At 60.2% G+C, this 17242-nt stretch carries 20 protein-coding genes; 9 read left to right on the forward strand and 11 right to left on the reverse strand.

From position 1 onward, the window contains the following. Nucleotides 1–8: 8 nt before the first annotated feature. The 7 genes from nosZ to HNQ36_RS19315 all read left to right on the forward strand — a co-directional run bounded on the left by nosZ (nucleotide 9) and on the right by HNQ36_RS19315 (nucleotide 7101). Nucleotides 9–1958: a TAT-dependent nitrous-oxide reductase gene (gene nosZ, locus HNQ36_RS19285; protein ID WP_184087670.1), complete on the forward strand. Its 1950-nt coding sequence runs from the start codon at nucleotides 9–11 to the stop codon at nucleotides 1956–1958. Nucleotides 1959–1972: 14 nt separating this feature from the next. Continuing rightward, nucleotides 1973–3334 carry a nitrous oxide reductase family maturation protein NosD gene (locus HNQ36_RS19290; protein ID WP_184087672.1) on the forward strand — a complete coding sequence of 454 codons (1362 nt, stop codon included), beginning with the start codon at nucleotides 1973–1975 and terminating at the stop codon, nucleotides 3332–3334. After that, the gene (locus tag HNQ36_RS19295) at nucleotides 3331–4233 is read left to right on the forward strand and encodes an ABC transporter ATP-binding protein (RefSeq protein WP_184087675.1); all 903 of its coding nucleotides are present in this window, start codon (nucleotides 3331–3333) and stop codon (nucleotides 4231–4233) included. The genes HNQ36_RS19290 and HNQ36_RS19295 overlap by 4 nt, the downstream gene beginning before the upstream one ends. Next, on the forward strand, nucleotides 4230–5057 hold the full coding sequence (locus tag HNQ36_RS19300) for a DUF2705 family protein (RefSeq protein ID WP_184087677.1): 828 nt from the start codon (nucleotides 4230–4232) through the stop codon (nucleotides 5055–5057). Before HNQ36_RS19295 ends, HNQ36_RS19300 begins: the two co-directional genes overlap by 4 nt. Beyond that, entirely contained in the window at nucleotides 5054–5611 is a 558-nt protein-coding gene (locus HNQ36_RS19305; RefSeq protein ID WP_184087679.1) for a nitrous oxide reductase accessory protein NosL, read from the forward strand. The genes HNQ36_RS19300 and HNQ36_RS19305 overlap by 4 nt, the downstream gene beginning before the upstream one ends. 13 nt (nucleotides 5612–5624) lie before the next feature. Continuing rightward, nucleotides 5625–6623: an FAD:protein FMN transferase gene (locus HNQ36_RS19310; RefSeq protein ID WP_184087681.1), complete on the forward strand. Its 999-nt coding sequence runs from the start codon at nucleotides 5625–5627 to the stop codon at nucleotides 6621–6623. 94 nt (nucleotides 6624–6717) lie between these two features. Beyond that, nucleotides 6718–7101, forward strand: a complete 384-nt coding sequence (locus HNQ36_RS19315; protein ID WP_184087683.1) for a c-type cytochrome — start codon at nucleotides 6718–6720, stop codon at nucleotides 7099–7101. 243 nt (nucleotides 7102–7344) lie between these two features. Here HNQ36_RS19315 and HNQ36_RS19320 read toward each other — a convergent pair whose 3' ends face one another. The 3 genes from HNQ36_RS19320 to HNQ36_RS19330 are packed head-to-tail and all read right to left on the reverse strand — an operon-like array spanning nucleotide 7345 to nucleotide 8580. Beyond that, nucleotides 7345–7626: a helix-turn-helix domain-containing protein gene (locus HNQ36_RS19320; protein ID WP_062316474.1), complete on the reverse strand. Its 282-nt coding sequence runs from the start codon at nucleotides 7624–7626 to the stop codon at nucleotides 7345–7347. Between the two features lie 16 nt (nucleotides 7627–7642). Next, nucleotides 7643–8239 (reverse strand): hypothetical protein, encoded by a 597-nt coding sequence (locus tag HNQ36_RS19325; RefSeq protein ID WP_184087685.1) that lies wholly within the window; start codon nucleotides 8237–8239, stop codon nucleotides 7643–7645. Beyond that, nucleotides 8236–8580, reverse strand: coding sequence for a DUF6364 family protein (locus tag HNQ36_RS19330; protein WP_062316470.1), 345 nt, complete (start codon nucleotides 8578–8580; stop codon nucleotides 8236–8238). The genes HNQ36_RS19325 and HNQ36_RS19330 overlap by 4 nt, the downstream gene beginning before the upstream one ends. 124 nt (nucleotides 8581–8704) lie before the next feature. Here HNQ36_RS19330 and HNQ36_RS19335 point away from each other — a divergent pair, with 124 nt between their 5' ends. After that, entirely contained in the window at nucleotides 8705–9751 is a 1047-nt protein-coding gene (locus HNQ36_RS19335; RefSeq protein ID WP_184087687.1) for a GSU2403 family nucleotidyltransferase fold protein, read from the forward strand. A 118-nt stretch (nucleotides 9752–9869) separates the two neighbouring features. Continuing rightward, nucleotides 9870–10607, forward strand: a complete 738-nt coding sequence (locus tag HNQ36_RS19340; RefSeq protein ID WP_184087689.1) for a hypothetical protein — start codon at nucleotides 9870–9872, stop codon at nucleotides 10605–10607. Nucleotides 10608–10982: 375 nt separating this feature from the next. On the opposite strand, the gene HNQ36_RS19345 is transcribed toward HNQ36_RS19340, so the two are convergent. From HNQ36_RS19345 to ccoO, 8 genes are all read right to left on the reverse strand, one after another. Continuing rightward, nucleotides 10983–11351 (reverse strand): helix-turn-helix domain-containing protein, encoded by a 369-nt coding sequence (locus HNQ36_RS19345; RefSeq protein WP_184087808.1) that lies wholly within the window; start codon nucleotides 11349–11351, stop codon nucleotides 10983–10985. 661 nt (nucleotides 11352–12012) lie between these two features. Beyond that, nucleotides 12013–12168, reverse strand: a complete 156-nt coding sequence (ccoS, locus tag HNQ36_RS19350; RefSeq protein ID WP_062312690.1) for a cbb3-type cytochrome oxidase assembly protein CcoS — start codon at nucleotides 12166–12168, stop codon at nucleotides 12013–12015. Beyond that, nucleotides 12165–14414, reverse strand: a complete 2250-nt coding sequence (locus HNQ36_RS19355; RefSeq protein ID WP_184087691.1) for a heavy metal translocating P-type ATPase — start codon at nucleotides 14412–14414, stop codon at nucleotides 12165–12167. The genes ccoS and HNQ36_RS19355 overlap by 4 nt, the downstream gene beginning before the upstream one ends. Before the next feature lie 15 nt (nucleotides 14415–14429). Then, on the reverse strand, nucleotides 14430–15227 hold the full coding sequence (locus HNQ36_RS19360) for a DUF2189 domain-containing protein (RefSeq protein ID WP_184087693.1): 798 nt from the start codon (nucleotides 15225–15227) through the stop codon (nucleotides 14430–14432). Nucleotides 15228–15237: 10 nt separating this feature from the next. Then, nucleotides 15238–15450 carry a hypothetical protein gene (locus HNQ36_RS19365; protein ID WP_184087695.1) on the reverse strand — a complete coding sequence of 71 codons (213 nt, stop codon included), beginning with the start codon at nucleotides 15448–15450 and terminating at the stop codon, nucleotides 15238–15240. Next, nucleotides 15447–16328 (reverse strand): cytochrome-c oxidase, cbb3-type subunit III, encoded by an 882-nt coding sequence (ccoP, locus tag HNQ36_RS19370; RefSeq protein ID WP_184087697.1) that lies wholly within the window; start codon nucleotides 16326–16328, stop codon nucleotides 15447–15449. Before ccoP ends, HNQ36_RS19365 begins: the two co-directional genes overlap by 4 nt. Next, nucleotides 16319–16504, reverse strand: coding sequence for a cbb3-type cytochrome c oxidase subunit 3 (locus HNQ36_RS19375; protein WP_062312708.1), 186 nt, complete (start codon nucleotides 16502–16504; stop codon nucleotides 16319–16321). The genes ccoP and HNQ36_RS19375 overlap by 10 nt, the downstream gene beginning before the upstream one ends. Beyond that, nucleotides 16504–17241 (reverse strand): cytochrome-c oxidase, cbb3-type subunit II, encoded by a 738-nt coding sequence (ccoO, locus tag HNQ36_RS19380; protein ID WP_184087699.1) that lies wholly within the window; start codon nucleotides 17239–17241, stop codon nucleotides 16504–16506. The genes HNQ36_RS19375 and ccoO overlap by 1 nt, the downstream gene beginning before the upstream one ends. Nucleotide 17242 lies beyond the last annotated feature (1 nt).

A 17242-nucleotide genomic window follows, 5' to 3' on the forward strand; every position in this document is an offset into this window, starting at 1 on the left:
AGACTATTATGAGCGAAAATGAAAATGCAAAGGGCGTGAGCCGACGCAAATTGCTTGGAACGACTGCAGCAGCTGCGGGCGTGGGCCTCGCGGGCGGCGTTGCCCTCAAGACCGATGGCGTAATCACGGCTGCTGACGCGCAGACTAAGACGGCGCCCGCGAAGGCGGCGCCCGCAGCGCGGCCCGCGGTTCTGAAGGCCGAAGTGCATCCCGGCGAGCTGGATGAATACTATACCTTTTTCTCGAGCGGCCAGTCCGGTGAATTGCGTATCGTTGGCTTGCCGTCGATGCGTGAGTTAATGCGGGTACCAGTGTTCAATCGCTGCAGCGCCACAGGCTGGGGCCAGACCAATGAAAGCCTGAAAGTACTGACCGAGGGGCTATTGCCCGAGACCCGCGAGTTCCTCAAGACCCGCGGCGGCACCTACATGAATGGCGACCTGCATCACCCGCACATCTCCTTCACCGACGGCACCTATGATGGCCGCTACGCCTTCATGAACGACAAGTCCAACACCCGCGTCGCGCGGGTGCGTCTCGACGTAATGAAGTGCGACAAGATCATTCAGCTTCCGAACCAGCACACGGTGCACGGGCTGCGCGTGCAGAAATACCCTCGTACCGGCTATGTGTTCGCCAACGGCGAGGATGGCGTGCCGGTGCCGAACGACGGCAAGATACTTGACGATCCAAAGCAGTATCGCTCGATCTTCAGCGCGATTGACGGCGACACTATGAAGGTGGCCTGGCAGGTGATCGTCAGCGGCAATCTCGATAACGTCGATGCCGACTACCAGGGCAAGTACGCCTTCTCCACCTGCTACAATTCGGAAGAGGGCGTCACCCTCGCCGATATGACCGCCAAGGAGCAGGACTGGGTCACGATCTTCAACATCAAGCGCATCGAAGAGGCGGTGAAGAAGGGGGACTTCAAGGAAATCAACGGCGTGCCTGTCATCGATGGTCGCAAGGGCTCGCCCTATACCCGCTATGTCCCAGTTTCCAACAGCCCGCACGGCATGAACACCGCGCCGGATGGCATCCATATCGTGGCGGCGGGCAAGCTCTCTCCCACGGTCACGGTGATGGACGTGCGGCTGTTCGACCAGTTGTTCGACGACAAGATCCAACCGCGCGACGTCGTGGTCGCGGAGCCGGAACTCGGCCTCGGACCCTTGCACACGGCCTATGACGGCAAAGGCAACGCCTACACGACGCTCTTTCTCGACAGTCAGGTCTGCAAGTGGAACATCGATCTTGCCAGGCGCGCGTTCAAGGGCGAGAAGGTCGATCCTATCCTTCAGAAGCTCGATGTGCACTATCAGCCCGGCCACAACCATACCTCGATGGGACAGACCAAGGAAGCCGACGGAAAGTGGCTGATCTCGCTCAACAAGTTCTCAAAGGACCGCTTCCTCAATGTCGGGCCGCTTAAGCCCGAGAACGACCAACTGATCGATATCTCCGGCGACAAGATGAAACTGGTCCATGACGGTCCGAGCTTTGCCGAACCTCATGACGCCACCATCGTTCACCGCTCCAAGATCAACCCAGTTTCGATCTGGGATCGTGCCGATCCGTTCTTTGCCGATGCCGTCAAGCAGGCCAAGACCGACGGAATCGATCTCGAGGCCGACTCCAAGGTGATCCGGGACGGCAACAAGGTCCGTGTTTACATGACGTCGACCGCGCCGGCGTTCGGTCTCGAGCAGTTCCAGATCAAGCAGGGCGATGAGGTCACCGTCTACGTCACCAACATCGACGCGGTGGAAGACCTGACGCACGGTTTCTGCATCGTGAACTATGGGGTCAACATGGAAGTAGCGCCCATGGCGACGGCCTCGGTGACGTTCACGGCGGATAAGGCCGGCGTCTTCTGGTACTATTGTTCGTGGTTCTGCCACGCCATGCACATGGAGATGAAGGGCCGCATGATGGTCGAACCCAAGTCGGTTTGAGGCGGGATCGGCACATGCTCTTCCTTTTACGAATCCTTCCGGCGGCGATCTTCGCCGTCGGAATCCCGGGCTTTGCGGTTGCGGAGACGCTGAGGGCCGTTCCGGAGCAGTCGTTGCAGGCTGTGCTGGACCGGGCCCTTGACGGCGACGTCATCGAACTCTCAGCGGGTGAGTACAAGGGTGCGATCAGGATCGAGCGGCGCGTGGTATTAAGCGGACGGCCGGGCGCCGTACTCGACGGCGGCGGTGCCGGCAACGTCGTCACCGTGACATCGCCTGATGTCACGGTTCGCGGCATAACCATCCGGGGATCGGGCTACGATCTGGAAAAGATGGATTCCGGTGTGTTTCTCGCGAAGACCGCGCAACGTGCCCTAGTCGAAAACAACCGCTTCGAAGGCAACCTTTACGGTGTTTACGTCCATGGCGCGACGGGGTCACGCGTGCAGCGAAATATCATTGAGGGCATGCAGGACAGACGGCTCAACGAACGCGGTAACGGCGTATCGGTCTGGAATGCGCCCGATGTCACCATCGCCGAGAATACGTTCCGCTACGGCCGCGACGGCATCTTCACGATTTCCAGCCGCAAGGACCGCTTCATCAACAACCGCTTCGACCAAGTTCGGTTCGCGGTGCATTACATGTACACCAACGACAGCGAAGTCAGCGGCAACGTTTCCATCGGCAATCACGTTGGCTACGCTATCATGTATTCGAACCGGCTAATGATCCGCAACAACATCTCGGACCGCGACCGCGACTACGGACTGCTGTTCAACTACGCTAATTACGCCGAGATCGACGGCAATTGGGTTAACGGTGGCTCGCTCGATAATATTGCAAGCAGGAAGGACGAAGGTCCGGTCGAAGAACGCGGCATGCTGCCGGAATCGAAACCCGAACCGGGCCTGCGCAGCGGACCAGGGAAATGCGTCTTCATCTACAACACCAACCACAACAAGTTTCGTAACAACTGGTTCGAGCGTTGCGGCATCGGGGTTCATTTCACTGCCGGCTCCGAGGGTAACGAGATCACCGGCAACGCTTTTGTCGGTAACCGAAACCAAGTGAAGTATGTCGGCACCCGCGACCTCGACTGGTCTAAGGGGGGCCGCGGCAACTACTGGAGCGACAATCCGGCGTTCGATCTCAATGGCGACGGCATCGCCGACACCGCCTACCGCCCCAACGATCTCGTCGACCGGGTGCTGTGGACCGCGCCGTCGGCGAAGGTGCTGATCAACAGCCCCGCGGTGCAGGTGCTGCGCTGGGCGCAGGCGCAGTTTCCCGCGCTTTATCCCGGCGGCGTCGTCGACACCCATCCTTTGATCGCGCCACCGCCGAAGCCATCAACCAGTCGGAGGCTGCAATGACCATCACTGTCGCCGTCAACGGCGTGGAGAAGAGGTACGGCGCGGTCAAGGCGCTGCGCAATGTTTCGTTCGACCTCGGTCCGGGACGGCTGAACGCGTTGGTCGGCCACAACGGCGCCGGCAAGACCACGCTGATCAAGCTGATGCTCGGCCTCATTCATGCCGAGCGCGGCGCGGTCCGCGTGCTCGACGAGGATCCGGCGGCCGGCGAATTCTCGGCGCGCCGGCAGCTCGGCTATCTGCCGGAGAATGTCGCGTTCAACGCCGCTTTGACCGGGCGCGAAACACTGGCGTTCTACGCGCGGCTGAAGCAGATAGAGCCCGCTTCGGCCTGGCCGCTGCTCGACCGCGTCGGCCTGATGCATGCCGCCGATCGCAGGGTCGGGACTTATTCCAAGGGCATGCGCCAGCGCCTCGGCCTAGCCCAGGCGCTGCTGGGGCGGCCGCGCGTCCTGTTACTGGACGAGCCGACCACGGGGCTAGACCCGGCGCTGCGTCAGACCTTCTACGAGATCCTTGGCGAATTGCGCGACGACGGCGCCACCGTCCTGATCTCCTCGCACGCGCTCACCGAACTTGAGGATCGCGCCGAGCATGTGTTGATCATGAACCGCGGGCTACTGGTCGCGCAGGGCACGCTGGCGGAACTGCGCTCGATCTCGCAACTGCCAATCCGGGTTTCGCTCGATATTGCGCCCGGGGCCACCGTCCCGCCGGGATGGATAAACGGGACGAGTGTCGCAACTCCGCATGGCCGCATCCTGCTGGTGCCCGATGAGGTCAGCAAGATGGAGTTGCTGCGCGTCGCGGCCGGCGATCCCTGCGTCACCAATATCGAGATCGCGGCTCCGACGCTCGACGATCTCTACGCCCATTTTCTGCGAGGGAATGCCGCATGAGAAACATCGTCATCATCGCGGCGAAGGAAATCAAGGAAGGCTTGCGCAACCGCTGGGTTCTGGCGACTACATTGCTCTTGGCCGCGCTGTCGCTGTCCTTGACATTCCTCGGCAGCGCGCCGACTGGCAACGTCGGCGCTGGCGCGCTTGACGTCGTGGTCGTCAGCCTGTCTAGCCTCACCATCTTTCTGCTACCGCTGATCGCCCTTTTGATCTCGCATGACGCGGTGGTCGGCGAGATGGAGCGGGGCACCATGATCCTGCTGCTCAGCTATCCCGTCGGCCGCTATCAGGTTATCCTTGGAAAATTCTGCGGACACGTGTTGATCCTCGCCTTCGCCACCGTGATCGGCTATGGCGCGGCGGCCGCAGCACTTGCCATCACCGGCGCCTCAGTGCTGACCTCGAGTTGGTACGCCTTCGCTTCGATGCTCGGAACATCGATCCTGCTCGGTGCGGTGTTTGTTGCGATCGGATATCTGATCAGCAGCCTTGTGCGCGATCGCGGTACCGCAGCGGGCATTTCCGTGGGGGTTTGGCTGTTGATGGTGCTGGTGTTCGACATGGCGCTGCTCGGCATCCTGGTGGTCGATCAGGGACGCATCGTCTCGGCGCCGGTGCTCGAGGCACTGCTGTTCCTCAACCCGACCGATCTTTATCGGCTGACCAATCTGACCGGGTTCAACGTTAGCCAGTTTTCCGGCATGGCCGGACTGGCCGGGACCGCGAGCACGGGCATCGGCGCACTGCTGCTGGGTCTGGTGGTCTGGATAGCCGCGCCGCTCGGGCTCGCGACCGCATTCTTTGCGCGGAGAGAATTATGAGTTTGCGAACCTTGCGAATCCTGGCCGCCGCTCTCGCCGCGATCTTTCTCGCGGGATGCAATCAGGATGCAGCCAATTCGGTGGTGCCGCCGCCGGTGGCGCTCAACAGCGACGCCATGGGCGTGTTCTGCGGCATGAATCTGCTCGAACATCCCGGACCAAAAGGCCAGATTATTACGGCCGGCCGGATCGACCCATTCTGGTTCTCGTCGGTCCGCGACACCGTGGCCTTCACCTTGATGCCCGACCAGCCCCGCGACATCCGGGCGATCTATGTTTCGGACATGGCGCGGGCGACAAGCTGGGATAATCCGGGCCCAACAAACTGGGTCGATGCGCGCAAGGCATTTTTCGTGATCGAAAGCCGCAAACAGGGCGGCATGGGAGCAGCCGAGGCGGTGCCGTTCGGAAATCGCGAGGCCGCCGAAGCGTTTGCCAACGACAATGCCGGCCGGGTGGTGACATTCGAGCAAATCCCAAGTGCATACGTGCTCGGCAGCGACGTGCCGACCGACCAGAGCCAGCACGGTCGTCCGGACGTGCGGGTCAACTGACGAGGAACAGCCGATGCTCAAACGAGAACTCACCCGTCGGCGCATGATCGTCATTGCCGCGAGCGCCGCCGGATCGACATTTCTGACCGGCGGCCGAGCGGCCGCGGCGGACGAATCTGTGCGCTGGCGCGGATCAGCGCTCGGGGCGCAGGTGTCGATCGAGATCCATCATTCGGACCGCGAAGAGGCCCAACGGCTGGTTTACAGATGTGTGCTAGATGTACGGCGGCTTGAGCAACAGTTCAGCCTGTACCGGACCGATTCAGCGATCTCAAAGCTCAACCGCACCGGCATCCTCGTTTCTCCCAGCACTGAGATGGTCGCACTGTTGAAGTCCGCGTTGCGGTTCGCGAGTGTGACCGACGGCGCGTTCGATCCGACGGTCCAGCCGCTTTGGCAGCTTTACGCTGAACACTTTTCTTCGGACGAACCGCACCCCGCCGGCCCGTCGGCGCAAAAGCTGGCTGAGACGCTCGCGAAGGTTGGCCATAGCGGCTTGCTGGTTAGTGACGATCGCGTGGCACTCCTCAAGCCCGGCGCCGCGATCACCTTGAACGGCATCGCACAAGGATACGCCACTGACCGCGTTGTGGATATTTTACGCGGATCGGGGTTATCAACGACGCTCGTCAATATGGGCGAGATACGCGCGATCGCAGCTAGACCGGATGGGACACCATGGCGCGTCGGACTAGCCGATCCGGACGAGGCCGGCGCGCTCACGGAAACCATCGATCTTGTCGATCGCGCGGTTGCGACCACCGCCGGAGCGGGTTTCCGTTTCGACACGGCGGGTCGGTTCAATCATCTGTTCGACTCAAAGACTGGACGCAGTCCCGCCCTGTACCGCACGGTCAGCGTGATCGCTCCGACCGCAACCGAAGCCGACGCGCTTTCGACGGCTTTCAGCCTGATGCCAGCGTCTCGGATCGCCGACGTTGTTGCGGTTCGGTCGGGCACGCAGGTTCGGCTGACCACTGCAGACGGACGATCGTGCGTGTACGGCGCATGACGACGGTCGCCCGACATCGGATCTCAAAGTCGGAGATAAACTAAACGCGAGGTGTTGAGCTTTTGAATGGCGAACGTGAAAAGAGGAGAATGGAATGCGAGGACTGTTGTTCATTACGCTGTTGGTAGTTGCGTGCTCGGGTGAAGTAAGAGCTCAGGACGCCGTCGCAGGCGAGAAGGTTTTCGCCGTCTGCAAGTCCTGTCACCAGATCGGTGAGAACGCAAAGAACGTCGTCGGACCGACTCTCAACGGCCTCATAGGCCGCAAGGCTGGCAGCGTGCCGGGCTACTCATATTCTGTCGCGAACAAGGACTCCGGTATCACTTGGGAAGAGTCGACCTTCCGCGAATACATCAAGGATCCTAAGGCCAAGATTCCGGGCACAAAGATGATCTACGCCGGATTGAAGGATGAAAAAAGAACCACTGACTTGATCGCGTTCCTGAAGCAGTTCGACGCCGACGGCAAAAAGAAGTAGTGGCTGTTCTAAAACGTAGCTTCTTTAATTTGTAACCGAAAAGAGACGCGGGACCCGAAAAGATAAGCTTTCCGGGGCCCGAGTCATTTAGGAGATGTAAACGCGTTCACAGACGAAAGCGCAGGAATCGGAATTTGTAACAGTGAGCTTGAGAAACTCCTGCGGGAGGGCCCTTCCTTCAGAACCGAAGGACCAGCGAATTCTGCAACTCCACAGATCGTCTCCTTCGGCGCTACCGGTACCTTAAAGGCGGGTTACGCCGAGACTGTTGAGAAACTCGTAGAGGCGCTCCACGCTGTAGTCGTCGGTACGCCCGTTGCGGAGTTCGGACACCTTCTGGCGAGAGAGCCCCATGATCGCGCCCGCCGCGCCATCGCTCAGACCGCGTTCAACGATGACGTCGTCGACCTTCGAAACGAGCTTAGCCTTCAGGAGTCGCGTTTCATCATCCGGAAGTCCGAGGTCTGCGAAGACGTTGCCGGACCCAATGGTGCCCAATGCAGTCCGCCGATGCTTTTGCGTCATCGCTCCGCCCCCGTGCTTACGGCCGCCAACTACTTCCGATTTCGGCAGACTCGTCGGTGCCGTCCGGGAGGTCGGTGAACCTACGGGGGCGCTTCGTGGGATCGGCAGGATGCGTCATCGCTCGAATGATGTCGTCAGCCGACGCAACGATGCCGAGGTCCTGCAGCCCGCGCAGCCAGGAAACCGTACTGGAGAGATGCACGTTGCGCGGCCTGCGAATAACCTTGACGGAACGGAAGTCGGCGTCCTCGAACAACAGCAGCGCCGCCTGGTCGTCACGGACGTATTTTTCCAGCCCGTGCTGGAAGAAGTCGGCGATGGCCGCCTCGCCAAGGCTTTGGCCGGTTTTGAATGTGCCCTGGGCACGTAGGGCAGCCGCCATCTTGCCGACGTTCGTTTCCTCGATCGTGAACACCTTCGGATGCGCCTCGACGAACGCCTTGACCTCGCGGTCCTTGAGGTAGTTCTCGGGATCCGACGTCAACTCGGCGTAAACTTGGTCGATGAGGACCACCGGCATCCCAAGCTTCGCCAGCAGAGGCATCTCTCCGGCAACCCAGAGGCTGTTGATCGGCCCGGCATCCGGGATGATGAGAACGCAGCGGGCGGTCATTGCGGTAGTCCCGCTTCCCGGCAGATACGCAGGAAATTTTCTGTCATCTGGGTGATCTCGTGGGGAGGGAGCCGCGGAAGATCAAGGCCACGATCGCCGAGTGCGACCAGCAGTTCCGCATAGTCACGCAGCCCGGACTGCTCGATCGCCTGCGCCTTGTCGATCTCCCCCTTGGAGAAGGCGACCAACGGATCGTTAGTGCCGTCATTCGGTCGGTAGCCCGTGACCTTCGTGAGGTGATCCCTGACGAGCGCGGTCAACGTCGTTCCGTGGGTGGCCGCGTAGGATTTCCCTCGCTGAACCAGTTCGTCGTCAAGATTGAATGTCGTATTACGCTTCATCGCCGATCTCCATGGCTCACATATATACGTGAAAACGGCATGGAACAATATCCTCATGACCGGGCTTGCAGATTTTTCTACCGATACTATGTTTATTATAAATTTGGTAGAAATGTCCGCACCAATGTCAGACCTCGAACCCATTGCCATGGACCGAACCCAGCTCCGGCATCTCGAAGATGCCCGTGAGATGTGGGAGCGCTACGAGTTTTTCCTGACGCTGCAGGAAAAGTTCCGCGGCGCCATGGGGTGGAAGACGGTCGGTCCCCACGAATACCTCACGACCTATTTCACCAACCCGACCACCGGCAAAAAGCAGATGGGCTCGCTCGGCCGGCGCTCGCCCGAGACCGAGAAGAAGAAGACCGACTTCGACCTGGGCCGGGCCGAGGTCGACAAGGCTGCGGCCAAAATGAAGCTCGAGCTCGAACCGCTCATCCGGGTCGGGCGCGCGCTTCGGATCGGCCGGCTCGAGCCGATCGCCAGCGACGTGCTGCGCGAACTCGCGAGGCATGAACTCTTCGACGAGAAGCTGCTCGTGATCGGCAGCGCCGCCATGCACCTCTTCGAGGCGTCCGCCGGTGCCCTGCTGCCGCGATCGCTATTCGCGGAAGGTGACTTGGACCTGCTGTCGTCGGCGGAGAGCCGCCAGGAAGCGATGGAAGAACTCCTTCCGGTCATCCAGCGCGCAGACAAGTCCTTCGTGCTTCACGCCGCCTCCCGATCGATCAGGAACGACCACGGCTTCCGGGTCCACCTGCACACACGCCGATCCCTGCTCAAATCCATCGATCAGCTGGACGGGACCTCCGAAGAGCAGTTGTCCGTGCTGCACAGCCTGCTCGATCTCGAGCCGGTGTCGGCGGTCGCGATCGCCCGTGACGGTGTGCTCGTCGGAATGACGGGAATGGATCCGCGGGCGTTCGCGCTTACGAAATACGCGCTGGCCACGCTGGATCCGGACCGAGACGGGGCCGCGACGCGCATGGCCAAGGACCAGGCCTACGCCGTCGGGCGGCTGGTCGTGCGGTTCGGGACAAGACCATTTGAGGAAGACCATCTGGCCGCGTTCCCCGCCTTCGCCGAGTCCATCGAGACCGGCGATCCCGAGGTCGCGGGCGTCATTGGCGCCGCATCGGCGACGCCTGCACCGTTGATGAAACGAGCATGAGTTGCTGAGCTAGAGGTCGCGATCGTCCGGGACTTCCATCACTTCTAGTTACTGCAAATCTCCTTGCCCTCGCCCGCAGGCTGCGCTTGGATAGTTTCGGGTCTGGGGAGATTAGTAAATGCGTACATTGGGGGTGGCGGTGCTTTGTACCGCGCTGACGGGCTGCGTCACAACTGAAACGGTTCAATTTCGAGCCAGCAATCCAAATCAGCAAGCATTGATACGTGACGGCCAGCCCGCTCTTGTTTCGAAGCAGAAGACATCATTGGTCCTGGTTCGACCGGCTTCTCGCCAACTACAGGCGGGAGGACGGCCAGTATTTGTTGTGAATATCAATAACCTTAGTAAGGCGCCCGTCGAATTTCGTATGAGCCAGATCGAGGTTAATCAGATCGTTGGCGAAAACGAATTCGCGATGACCGTAGTCACCTACGAAATGTTGGCTCAGGAAGAAAAGAATCGTCAGGTAGCAGCGGCGATCTTAACCGGCCTGGCCGCTGGCGCGAATGCCTATGGTGCGTCACGCGCCGGGTACGGAAGTTACACAACGCCAGGCGGACGTACAGGCACGTTTTACAGTCCGACGGCAGCAGCCATCGCTCAGAATAACGCTGCTGTGCAGAATGAAGTCATGATTTCTAACACCATCGAAACCGGACAGCGAAATATGGCCCAGCTTGAGCAAACCGTCATCAAGGACAACACTTTGATGCCAGGTGAATGGTATGGAGGCGCGCTGCACCTTTCACCACCAACCAACCCGCCCTCTGGCAATCAGAAGAGCTACAAGATCATCATCTCCGTGGGAGCCGACCGCCATGTGATCGATGTCGCACAGGCCTCTGCCGGTAGCTGATCGCTATGCGATGGCTCTTCGCACTGCTCATTATCTCGCTCGCATCAACTTCTGTTCTCGCGGAATGCGGAGACAAAGGTGGACCCGGCTATCGTGGCCCAAATGGGAAATGCGTAGGATGGGCTGAACTGGGCCGCACCTGTGGCAACCCGCCGACGACCCGTTGTCAGCCTGAGAAGGTAGCAACCGGATCAACCGAAGCCGCAAATCATGGTATGAAGGCTTGGGAAGCTGGAAGCGATGCGCGAAAGGCAGCCGGTCGGTAGAGGGGAATTGCGATGGCTTGCCAGCCTACGACAACAGCGACACTGGCGTCTCGACACATGAGATTCGTACCGGTCTGCGGCTATGTGAGGATTTCCCATTGGCAAGAGGTCACCTATCGGAACCTGTCACCATGCTTTCCATGAGCGCAATGGCCAAACGCCGTTCTTGCGTATTTTCGATCTTCTGAAATGCGGAAACGAGGCGCCGTACTTCCGGGATGATTCTGAGATCAAGTTGGTCGAACAGCCTGCCTTCGTCGCTTCCTGTATCCTCGAAAAAATAAACGATAGGAACGTCCAACGCCTTACTCAGTTCAACCAGACGACTGCAACTCACGCGATTGGATCCCCTTTCGTATTTCTGAATTTGTTGAAACGTCAGGCCCAGACGCTCCGCAAGTTCTGTCTGAGAAATAGAAAGCGCAGAGCGACGCAGCCGAATCCGTTTGCCTACAATGACGTCCACCGGATGAACCATGGCCGGCAACCCCCTTCCGTTGGTAGCTGGAGCTAAACCTTTATTACCTTTTGCAGCTTGATTTGGGAACAACGGCTGCAACCGATCCGGCGGCCCGCTCTCATCGCGGCCGCCAAATCGTCGTCCTGCACATGGCTCAACCTAGGCTGCTCTAGGTCACAGCACCTCGAATGTATGGATCCTTTTAGTGCGACGTGACGGGGACCATCAACTGAGTGAAGCCGATCCCACCTACCACGACAGACTCTGTCATCGAGACCCTATTCGATGAAGCAGTTCGGGCTTGGCTCCTAAACCGACGTTCGATTGGCTTTCTGTCTGAACGATCGACGTCTTCGCCGATCGAAACGCAGGCCGATCACTGTGAGCTACCTGCGGTCACCGCGCTGCGGATGCTTGATTATTAAAGTCGAGGAGGAGGAGGAGGAGAAGTTGGGCACGCGCCGCGCGCCGGATCGAGATATCTATCGCAATAGTCAGGGGGTGGTTGACCCATGCCGTGATCGTCATCAGCTTTGGAAACGTCACTCTCCGCGGGAAATTTCGATCCTTGGGCCGACCTCGCTTTTCATCCACTTCTTCCGACTTAAATGGATTTGGTGGCTGAGCGATGTGCAACCTTACTGTGTCCGTGTGCTGATCGATAGGTTAATGAAACCGATCAACTCAGCGGTTCGTCCGTCTCCTGATGAAGGATACGCTCCGCCGCGCCGTCGAGATCTTCATACTGCCCGCTTCCAAGCGACCATATGAAGGCCAGGAGGCCCGTGAGCCCGAGAGCGATCGCAATCGGTATGAGATAATAGTAGTCCGTCATTCGGCTGCCTCGACGAAGCGAGCAACCTGTGCGATTTCTTTCTTTGGCGATGCTCGTCCCGCGAGTCCGGAAAGACGGAGCGCATTCAGAACTACAAGAATCGAAGAGCCCGACATCGCAACCGCGGCGACCAACGGGGTCACGTAACCCGCCACGGCCACCGGCACCGCGATGACATTGTACGCGACCGCCAGCACCAGATTCTCATGTACGAGTCGCTTCGCCTGTCGCGCAACTCGCACGGCCAGCGGAACCGCGATCAAACTCTCCTGAAGAAACACGACGTCGGCGGCCTGCCGTCCGACATCGGCGGCAGACGACGGCGCGATGGAAGCATGAGCTGCGGCAAGGGCCGGAGCGTCGTTCAAGCCGTCTCCGACCATCAATACTTTGTGGCCTGCGGCACGCAGCTTGATGATCCGCGCCACCTTGTCGCTCGGCATCAGTTCCGCAGTCGCTTCGATCCCAAGGAGTCCGCCGAGCCGCTGGACCCGCGCCTCACTGTCTCCCGAGACGATTTCCACATCCAGTCCTTCGCTTGTCAACGCCGCGACAGCTTCTTCCGTACCTGGGCGCATCCGGTCTTGAAAATCGAAAGCAGCGATGATCCGGCCTGCCCTGGAGAGAACGACAGACGATTCTTCGGCGGCATCCTGCTGCGAAGCCCAGGACGGCCGCCCTAGCTTGATCGCGTCAGCGCCAAGGCGCGCCTCCAGCCCCAGTCCGGGGCGCTCAACAATCCCGTCGAGCGATGGCGCTCCGTCAGGGACCAGCGCTTGCGCGATCGCGCGTGAATACGGATGAGATGAACGAGATGCGAGCGCCGCCGCGATGGACAGCGCCTGCTGGTTGCCGGCGCGGACAACCAGCTGCGGGTCTCCCGACGTGAGCGTCCCTGTCTTGTCGAGCAGGACCGTGTCGATTTCAGCGAGCTTCTCCAGCGCACCGCCGTCCTTCACCATCACACCCGCTTCGAACAGGCGCCGCGATGCCACGACCTGCACCATCGGCACCGCCAGGCCAAGCGCGCAAGGACAGGTAATGATAAGCACAGCGATCGCAATCGTGATCGCGCGATGGAAATCTCCGGTCGCGAACAACCAGCCGACGAAAGCGCCAAGAGCCGTGAGGTGCACCACGGGCGCATACATCGCCGCCGCACGGTCCGCGATCCGGCGATATGCCGAGCGCCCCTGCTCCGCAGCCTCCATCAACCGCACCATTTCTGCAAGAAACGAGTCGCTCGCGCCTGCGTTGGCTACGACCGTCAGCGGTCCGGTCAGGTTCAGCGAGCCGGCGCGAAGAACCGAGCCGACTTTCGCCGTCTGCGGCGCGCTCTCCCCCGAGACAATGGAAACATCGATATCGGAAACGCCCTGCTTCACCGTGGCATCGACCGGAACGCGGTCTCCAGCCGCGACAAGCAGCAACATGCCCGGCCTGACTTCAGCAACAGGGATAAACGTCTGACGTCCGTCGTCGCCAGCGAGCCGGGCAACGCGTGCGGCGAGACGTGCCAACCCCGTGACAGCGCTACGCGCCCGTTCCCGCATCATGTGATCGAGCGTGCGGCCGATGAGCAGGAAAAAGAGCAGCGATATCGCCGCATCGAAATAGGCGTGCGGCCCGTGAACGACCGTCTCGTAAAGGCTGAGGGCGAAAGCCAGCAGGACCCCGATCGAGATCGGAACGTCCATGTTGGTGCGTCCGTGCCGGAGACTCCGCCAAGCTGAACGGAAGAAGACGCGACCTGAATAGGCCAGTGCCGGGAGAGCAATAAACGCGGACAACAGGTGAAAGAGGTCGCGGGACTCGGCATCCGCGCCCGACCATATCGATACCGACAACAGCATGATGTTGCTTGACGCGAAACCGCTGACAGCGAGCGCCTTGATCAATTCGGAGAAAACGGGATCGCCCCGCGAGGATTCGACGTCGAACAGATGCGCGTCGAAGCCTGCGCCCTTCAACGTTTCGATGAACGCCGGAACCGGTTCGGCACCGCGCCAACGGACGGTGACCCGCTTCGTCGAGAGATTGACGCGGGCATGCTCCACACCGGGCAGCTTCGAGAGTTCACGCTCGATCGTCGCGATGCAGGCGCCGCAGTGAATACCGGGCACCGAGAGATCCGTCTGCCGTAATCCACCGCCAACGTCACGGCTTGCCAGCCGAACCTCTTCTCCGATCGCACCGGATTCGGCAGCGATCGCCGCGACAGCCAGACCTGTGTCGCAACAACTCATAACGCACTCCTCCGATCAGGCCGGATTCTCCGCGCACATCGTCCGATAGGAATGCCAGGTCGCATGACCGAGCACAGGAAAGACCACGATCATACCCAACAGCCCTGTCGCAAGACTCAAGACGATAAGAACCAGCATGATCGCAGCCCATGTCAGCATTACCGGCAGATTGTGCCACACCAGCGCCATGCTCGTTCCCATTGCCGTCAAGGCGTCGACGCGCTGATCGAGTAGCATCGGTATCGAAAACGCGCTGATAGCAAACGCGAATGCCGAGAATAGGCCTCCCACCGCACTGCCGATAAGCAGCATCGCGTAGCCGGTTCCGGTCGTCAGCAGCATCGCGACGATGTGATCAAGGCCCGGAAACGGGCGGACCCCGAAGAACAGTGCATAAATGATAACAGCGGCGCGCATCCACAAAAGCGTCAGCATGACCAGCAACGCGCCGGCAAACAGCACCTGCCCGCCGGACTTCGGCTTGACCAGCATCATGTTGAGAAGGCTGACCGGCCTCCCCTCGGAAATCCGCTTGCTCTTCTCATAGAGTCCGATGCCGAGGATTGGCCCCATCACCATGAAGCCGGCGAATGCAGGAAACAGAATGTAGTCCCAGCCGAAGACAAACAGCCCAACAGTGGTGGCTACCGATACAAGATAGACCAGCAAACCATATCCGAGACTTGCTCCCGGATTGATCTTGAAATCCTTCCAGCCGGCCGACAGCCATTGAAGCGCCGCGGCATTCGGGACATCGCGCTTCCAGGGCTTCTCGCGGGGCAGCGGTGGAACCAGAACAGGAATGGTCGCCATGATCGTGGCCTCAACGTGTTTGCGGATTGCATGACGAGCGCGCGGCCCCGAACCGCGCCTGGTTCGGCGCAGGCTCACCGGCGCGCGCATGAGCGACGCATTCCGGCTGCGACATGACCGCAACATAGACGAGATGCGCGTTAGCGCCGATCACCAGAAGCAACCCGGCGCAGACCGCAAGCCAAAGCACAGCCTTCGGCGATCGGAGCGGGATCCGGTTCATTGCGCGGCCCTCGGCAGGTCGGTCAGATAAAGCGCCAGAATCTTACGGTCGAGAGCGGACAGGCGCTCCTCCCAGGTCGGCATCTTCCCCTGCCGCCCGTTCCAGACTGTCGAAGAGACCGATTGCAGATCGCCACCGTAAATCCAGAAGTGGTCTGTAAGGTCCGGTGCGCCCATCTCAGTCTTTCCCTTGCCGTCGTCGCCGTGACAGGCGGCGCAATTCGCTGCGAACACCGTCTTGCCGGCATTGAGCCTCGGCACCGAGATTTTCTGCGCGACCTTCGGATCAGACAAGCTGCGCACATAATCGACGACGTCATCGACTTCCTGCGCCTTCAGGATTCCATCCCGGCCGAAAGCCATCATCTGCGAGGCGCGACTGTCCTTGTGCGACGAATTAATCCCGACGCGGATCGTCTCCGCTACCGTCGCCGGATCGCCGCCCCACAGCCACGACGCAGTCGTCAGGCTTGGATATCCCTTCGACCCTTGTGCGGTCGAACCGTGACAGGCCGCGCAATTGTCCCGATACAGCGTCTGCCCTGTCTGCCGGACGATCCGCATCAGCTTGGGATCCTTCCGGATATCATCATAGCTCTTCGCTTCGATCTGATCGCTCCACGCCTTTCGTTCCGCTGCGGCCTCCCGCAGATCGGCTTCAAGGCTGGTGCGCTGATCGATTCCGAGCAACCCTTTCGTGAACGTCACCCCGATCGGCCAGGCCGGCATCAGAATCCAGTACCCGACGCTGAACAGCACTGTCGCGATCAGGAACAGGTAGACTGCACGCGGAACGGGCGTGTTGAGTTCCTTGATCCCGCTCCATTCGTGACCTGTCGTCAGATATCCCGTGTGCGGGTCGCGCTCCTCTACCGCCATGATTCGTCCTTCAACGGCTTGTCCTCGTTGCCGAGGATCGATTGCGCAGCCGCGTCGAACTGCTTCCGGTTTGACGGCCAATACGCATAGACGACAATCACCGCCGACATTGCGATCAGATAGAACAAACCGAATGACTTGGAGAACCAGACTGTGAAGTCATGATCAATCGGCATCATTGTGCTCCCGAAGCTGCAGTCTTCTGCGCTGCATCCGTCAGCTTCCCGAGAATCTGCAGATAGGCGACAAGCGCATCCATCTCCGTCAGTTCGCCGGGGCGACCATCGAAAGCGCGAATGTTCGTGGCCTCCCCGTATCGCTTGGCCACGCCCTCGGCGCGCGGGGAATCCGGAGCAGCCTGACCGTACGCATCCGCGGCCGCGTTGACGATCATCTCATCCGTGTACGGAACTCCGACCTTGCGAAGCGCCGCAAGATGTCCGCCGAGATCATCGTTGCGCAGGGAATTGCGCCCAAGCCAGGAGTAATGGGGCATGACCGACTCAGGGACGACGTCGCGAGGATTGTTGAGATGCGCCACATGCCACTCATCCGAATATTTCCCACCCAGACGCGCGATGTCCGGGCCCGTTCGTTTTGAGCCCCACAGCATCGGGTGATCGTACTTGGACTCGACCGCGAGCGAGTACGGTCCATAGCGTTCGACTTCGTCACGAAGCGTACGAATCATCTGGGAGTGACAGGCGTAGCATCCCTCCCGGATGTAGATGTTGCGCCCCGCGACCTCGAGCGGCGTGTAGACGCGCATGTTCGGCGCCTCCTCCACCGTCTGATGGATCGTGAAGAGCGGAGCGATCTCAACGGCACCACCGATGCTGGCGACGCCGATGATCGCGAGGACGAGGCCGACGGCTTTCTTCTCGAGATTGTAATGCAGACCAAAGAAACTCATG

Source organism: Afipia massiliensis, from assembly GCF_014203115.1.
Classification (GTDB): domain Bacteria; phylum Pseudomonadota; class Alphaproteobacteria; order Rhizobiales; family Xanthobacteraceae; genus Afipia; species Afipia massiliensis.

Bases quoted from the DNA above. Each gene is read 5' to 3' on its own strand.
- nosZ (WP_184087670.1), top strand. From the start codon at position 9: ATGAGCGAAAATGAAAATGCAAAGGGCGTGAGCCGACGCAAATTGCTT.
- HNQ36_RS19290 (WP_184087672.1), top strand. From the start codon at position 1,973: ATGCTCTTCCTTTTACGAATCCTTCCGGCGGCGATCTTCGCCGTCGGA.
- HNQ36_RS19295 (WP_184087675.1), top strand. From the start codon at position 3,331: ATGACCATCACTGTCGCCGTCAACGGCGTGGAGAAGAGGTACGGCGCG.
- HNQ36_RS19300 (WP_184087677.1), top strand. From the start codon at position 4,230: ATGAGAAACATCGTCATCATCGCGGCGAAGGAAATCAAGGAAGGCTTG.
- HNQ36_RS19305 (WP_184087679.1), top strand. From the start codon at position 5,054: ATGAGTTTGCGAACCTTGCGAATCCTGGCCGCCGCTCTCGCCGCGATC.
- HNQ36_RS19310 (WP_184087681.1), top strand. From the start codon at position 5,625: ATGCTCAAACGAGAACTCACCCGTCGGCGCATGATCGTCATTGCCGCG.
- HNQ36_RS19315 (WP_184087683.1), top strand. From the start codon at position 6,718: ATGCGAGGACTGTTGTTCATTACGCTGTTGGTAGTTGCGTGCTCGGGT.
- HNQ36_RS19320 (WP_062316474.1), bottom strand. From the start codon at position 7,626: ATGACGCAAAAGCATCGGCGGACTGCATTGGGCACCATTGGGTCCGGC.
- HNQ36_RS19325 (WP_184087685.1), bottom strand. From the start codon at position 8,239: ATGACCGCCCGCTGCGTTCTCATCATCCCGGATGCCGGGCCGATCAAC.
- HNQ36_RS19330 (WP_062316470.1), bottom strand. From the start codon at position 8,580: ATGAAGCGTAATACGACATTCAATCTTGACGACGAACTGGTTCAGCGA.
- HNQ36_RS19335 (WP_184087687.1), top strand. From the start codon at position 8,705: ATGTCAGACCTCGAACCCATTGCCATGGACCGAACCCAGCTCCGGCAT.
- HNQ36_RS19340 (WP_184087689.1), top strand. From the start codon at position 9,870: ATGCGTACATTGGGGGTGGCGGTGCTTTGTACCGCGCTGACGGGCTGC.
- HNQ36_RS19345 (WP_184087808.1), bottom strand. From the start codon at position 11,351: ATGGTTCATCCGGTGGACGTCATTGTAGGCAAACGGATTCGGCTGCGT.
- ccoS (WP_062312690.1), bottom strand. From the start codon at position 12,168: ATGACGGACTACTATTATCTCATACCGATTGCGATCGCTCTCGGGCTC.
- HNQ36_RS19355 (WP_184087691.1), bottom strand. From the start codon at position 14,414: ATGAGTTGTTGCGACACAGGTCTGGCTGTCGCGGCGATCGCTGCCGAA.
- HNQ36_RS19360 (WP_184087693.1), bottom strand. From the start codon at position 15,227: ATGGCGACCATTCCTGTTCTGGTTCCACCGCTGCCCCGCGAGAAGCCC.
- HNQ36_RS19365 (WP_184087695.1), bottom strand. From the start codon at position 15,450: ATGAACCGGATCCCGCTCCGATCGCCGAAGGCTGTGCTTTGGCTTGCG.
- ccoP (WP_184087697.1), bottom strand. From the start codon at position 16,328: ATGGCGGTAGAGGAGCGCGACCCGCACACGGGATATCTGACGACAGGT.
- HNQ36_RS19375 (WP_062312708.1), bottom strand. From the start codon at position 16,504: ATGCCGATTGATCATGACTTCACAGTCTGGTTCTCCAAGTCATTCGGT.
- ccoO (WP_184087699.1), bottom strand. From the start codon at position 17,241: ATGAGTTTCTTTGGTCTGCATTACAATCTCGAGAAGAAAGCCGTCGGC.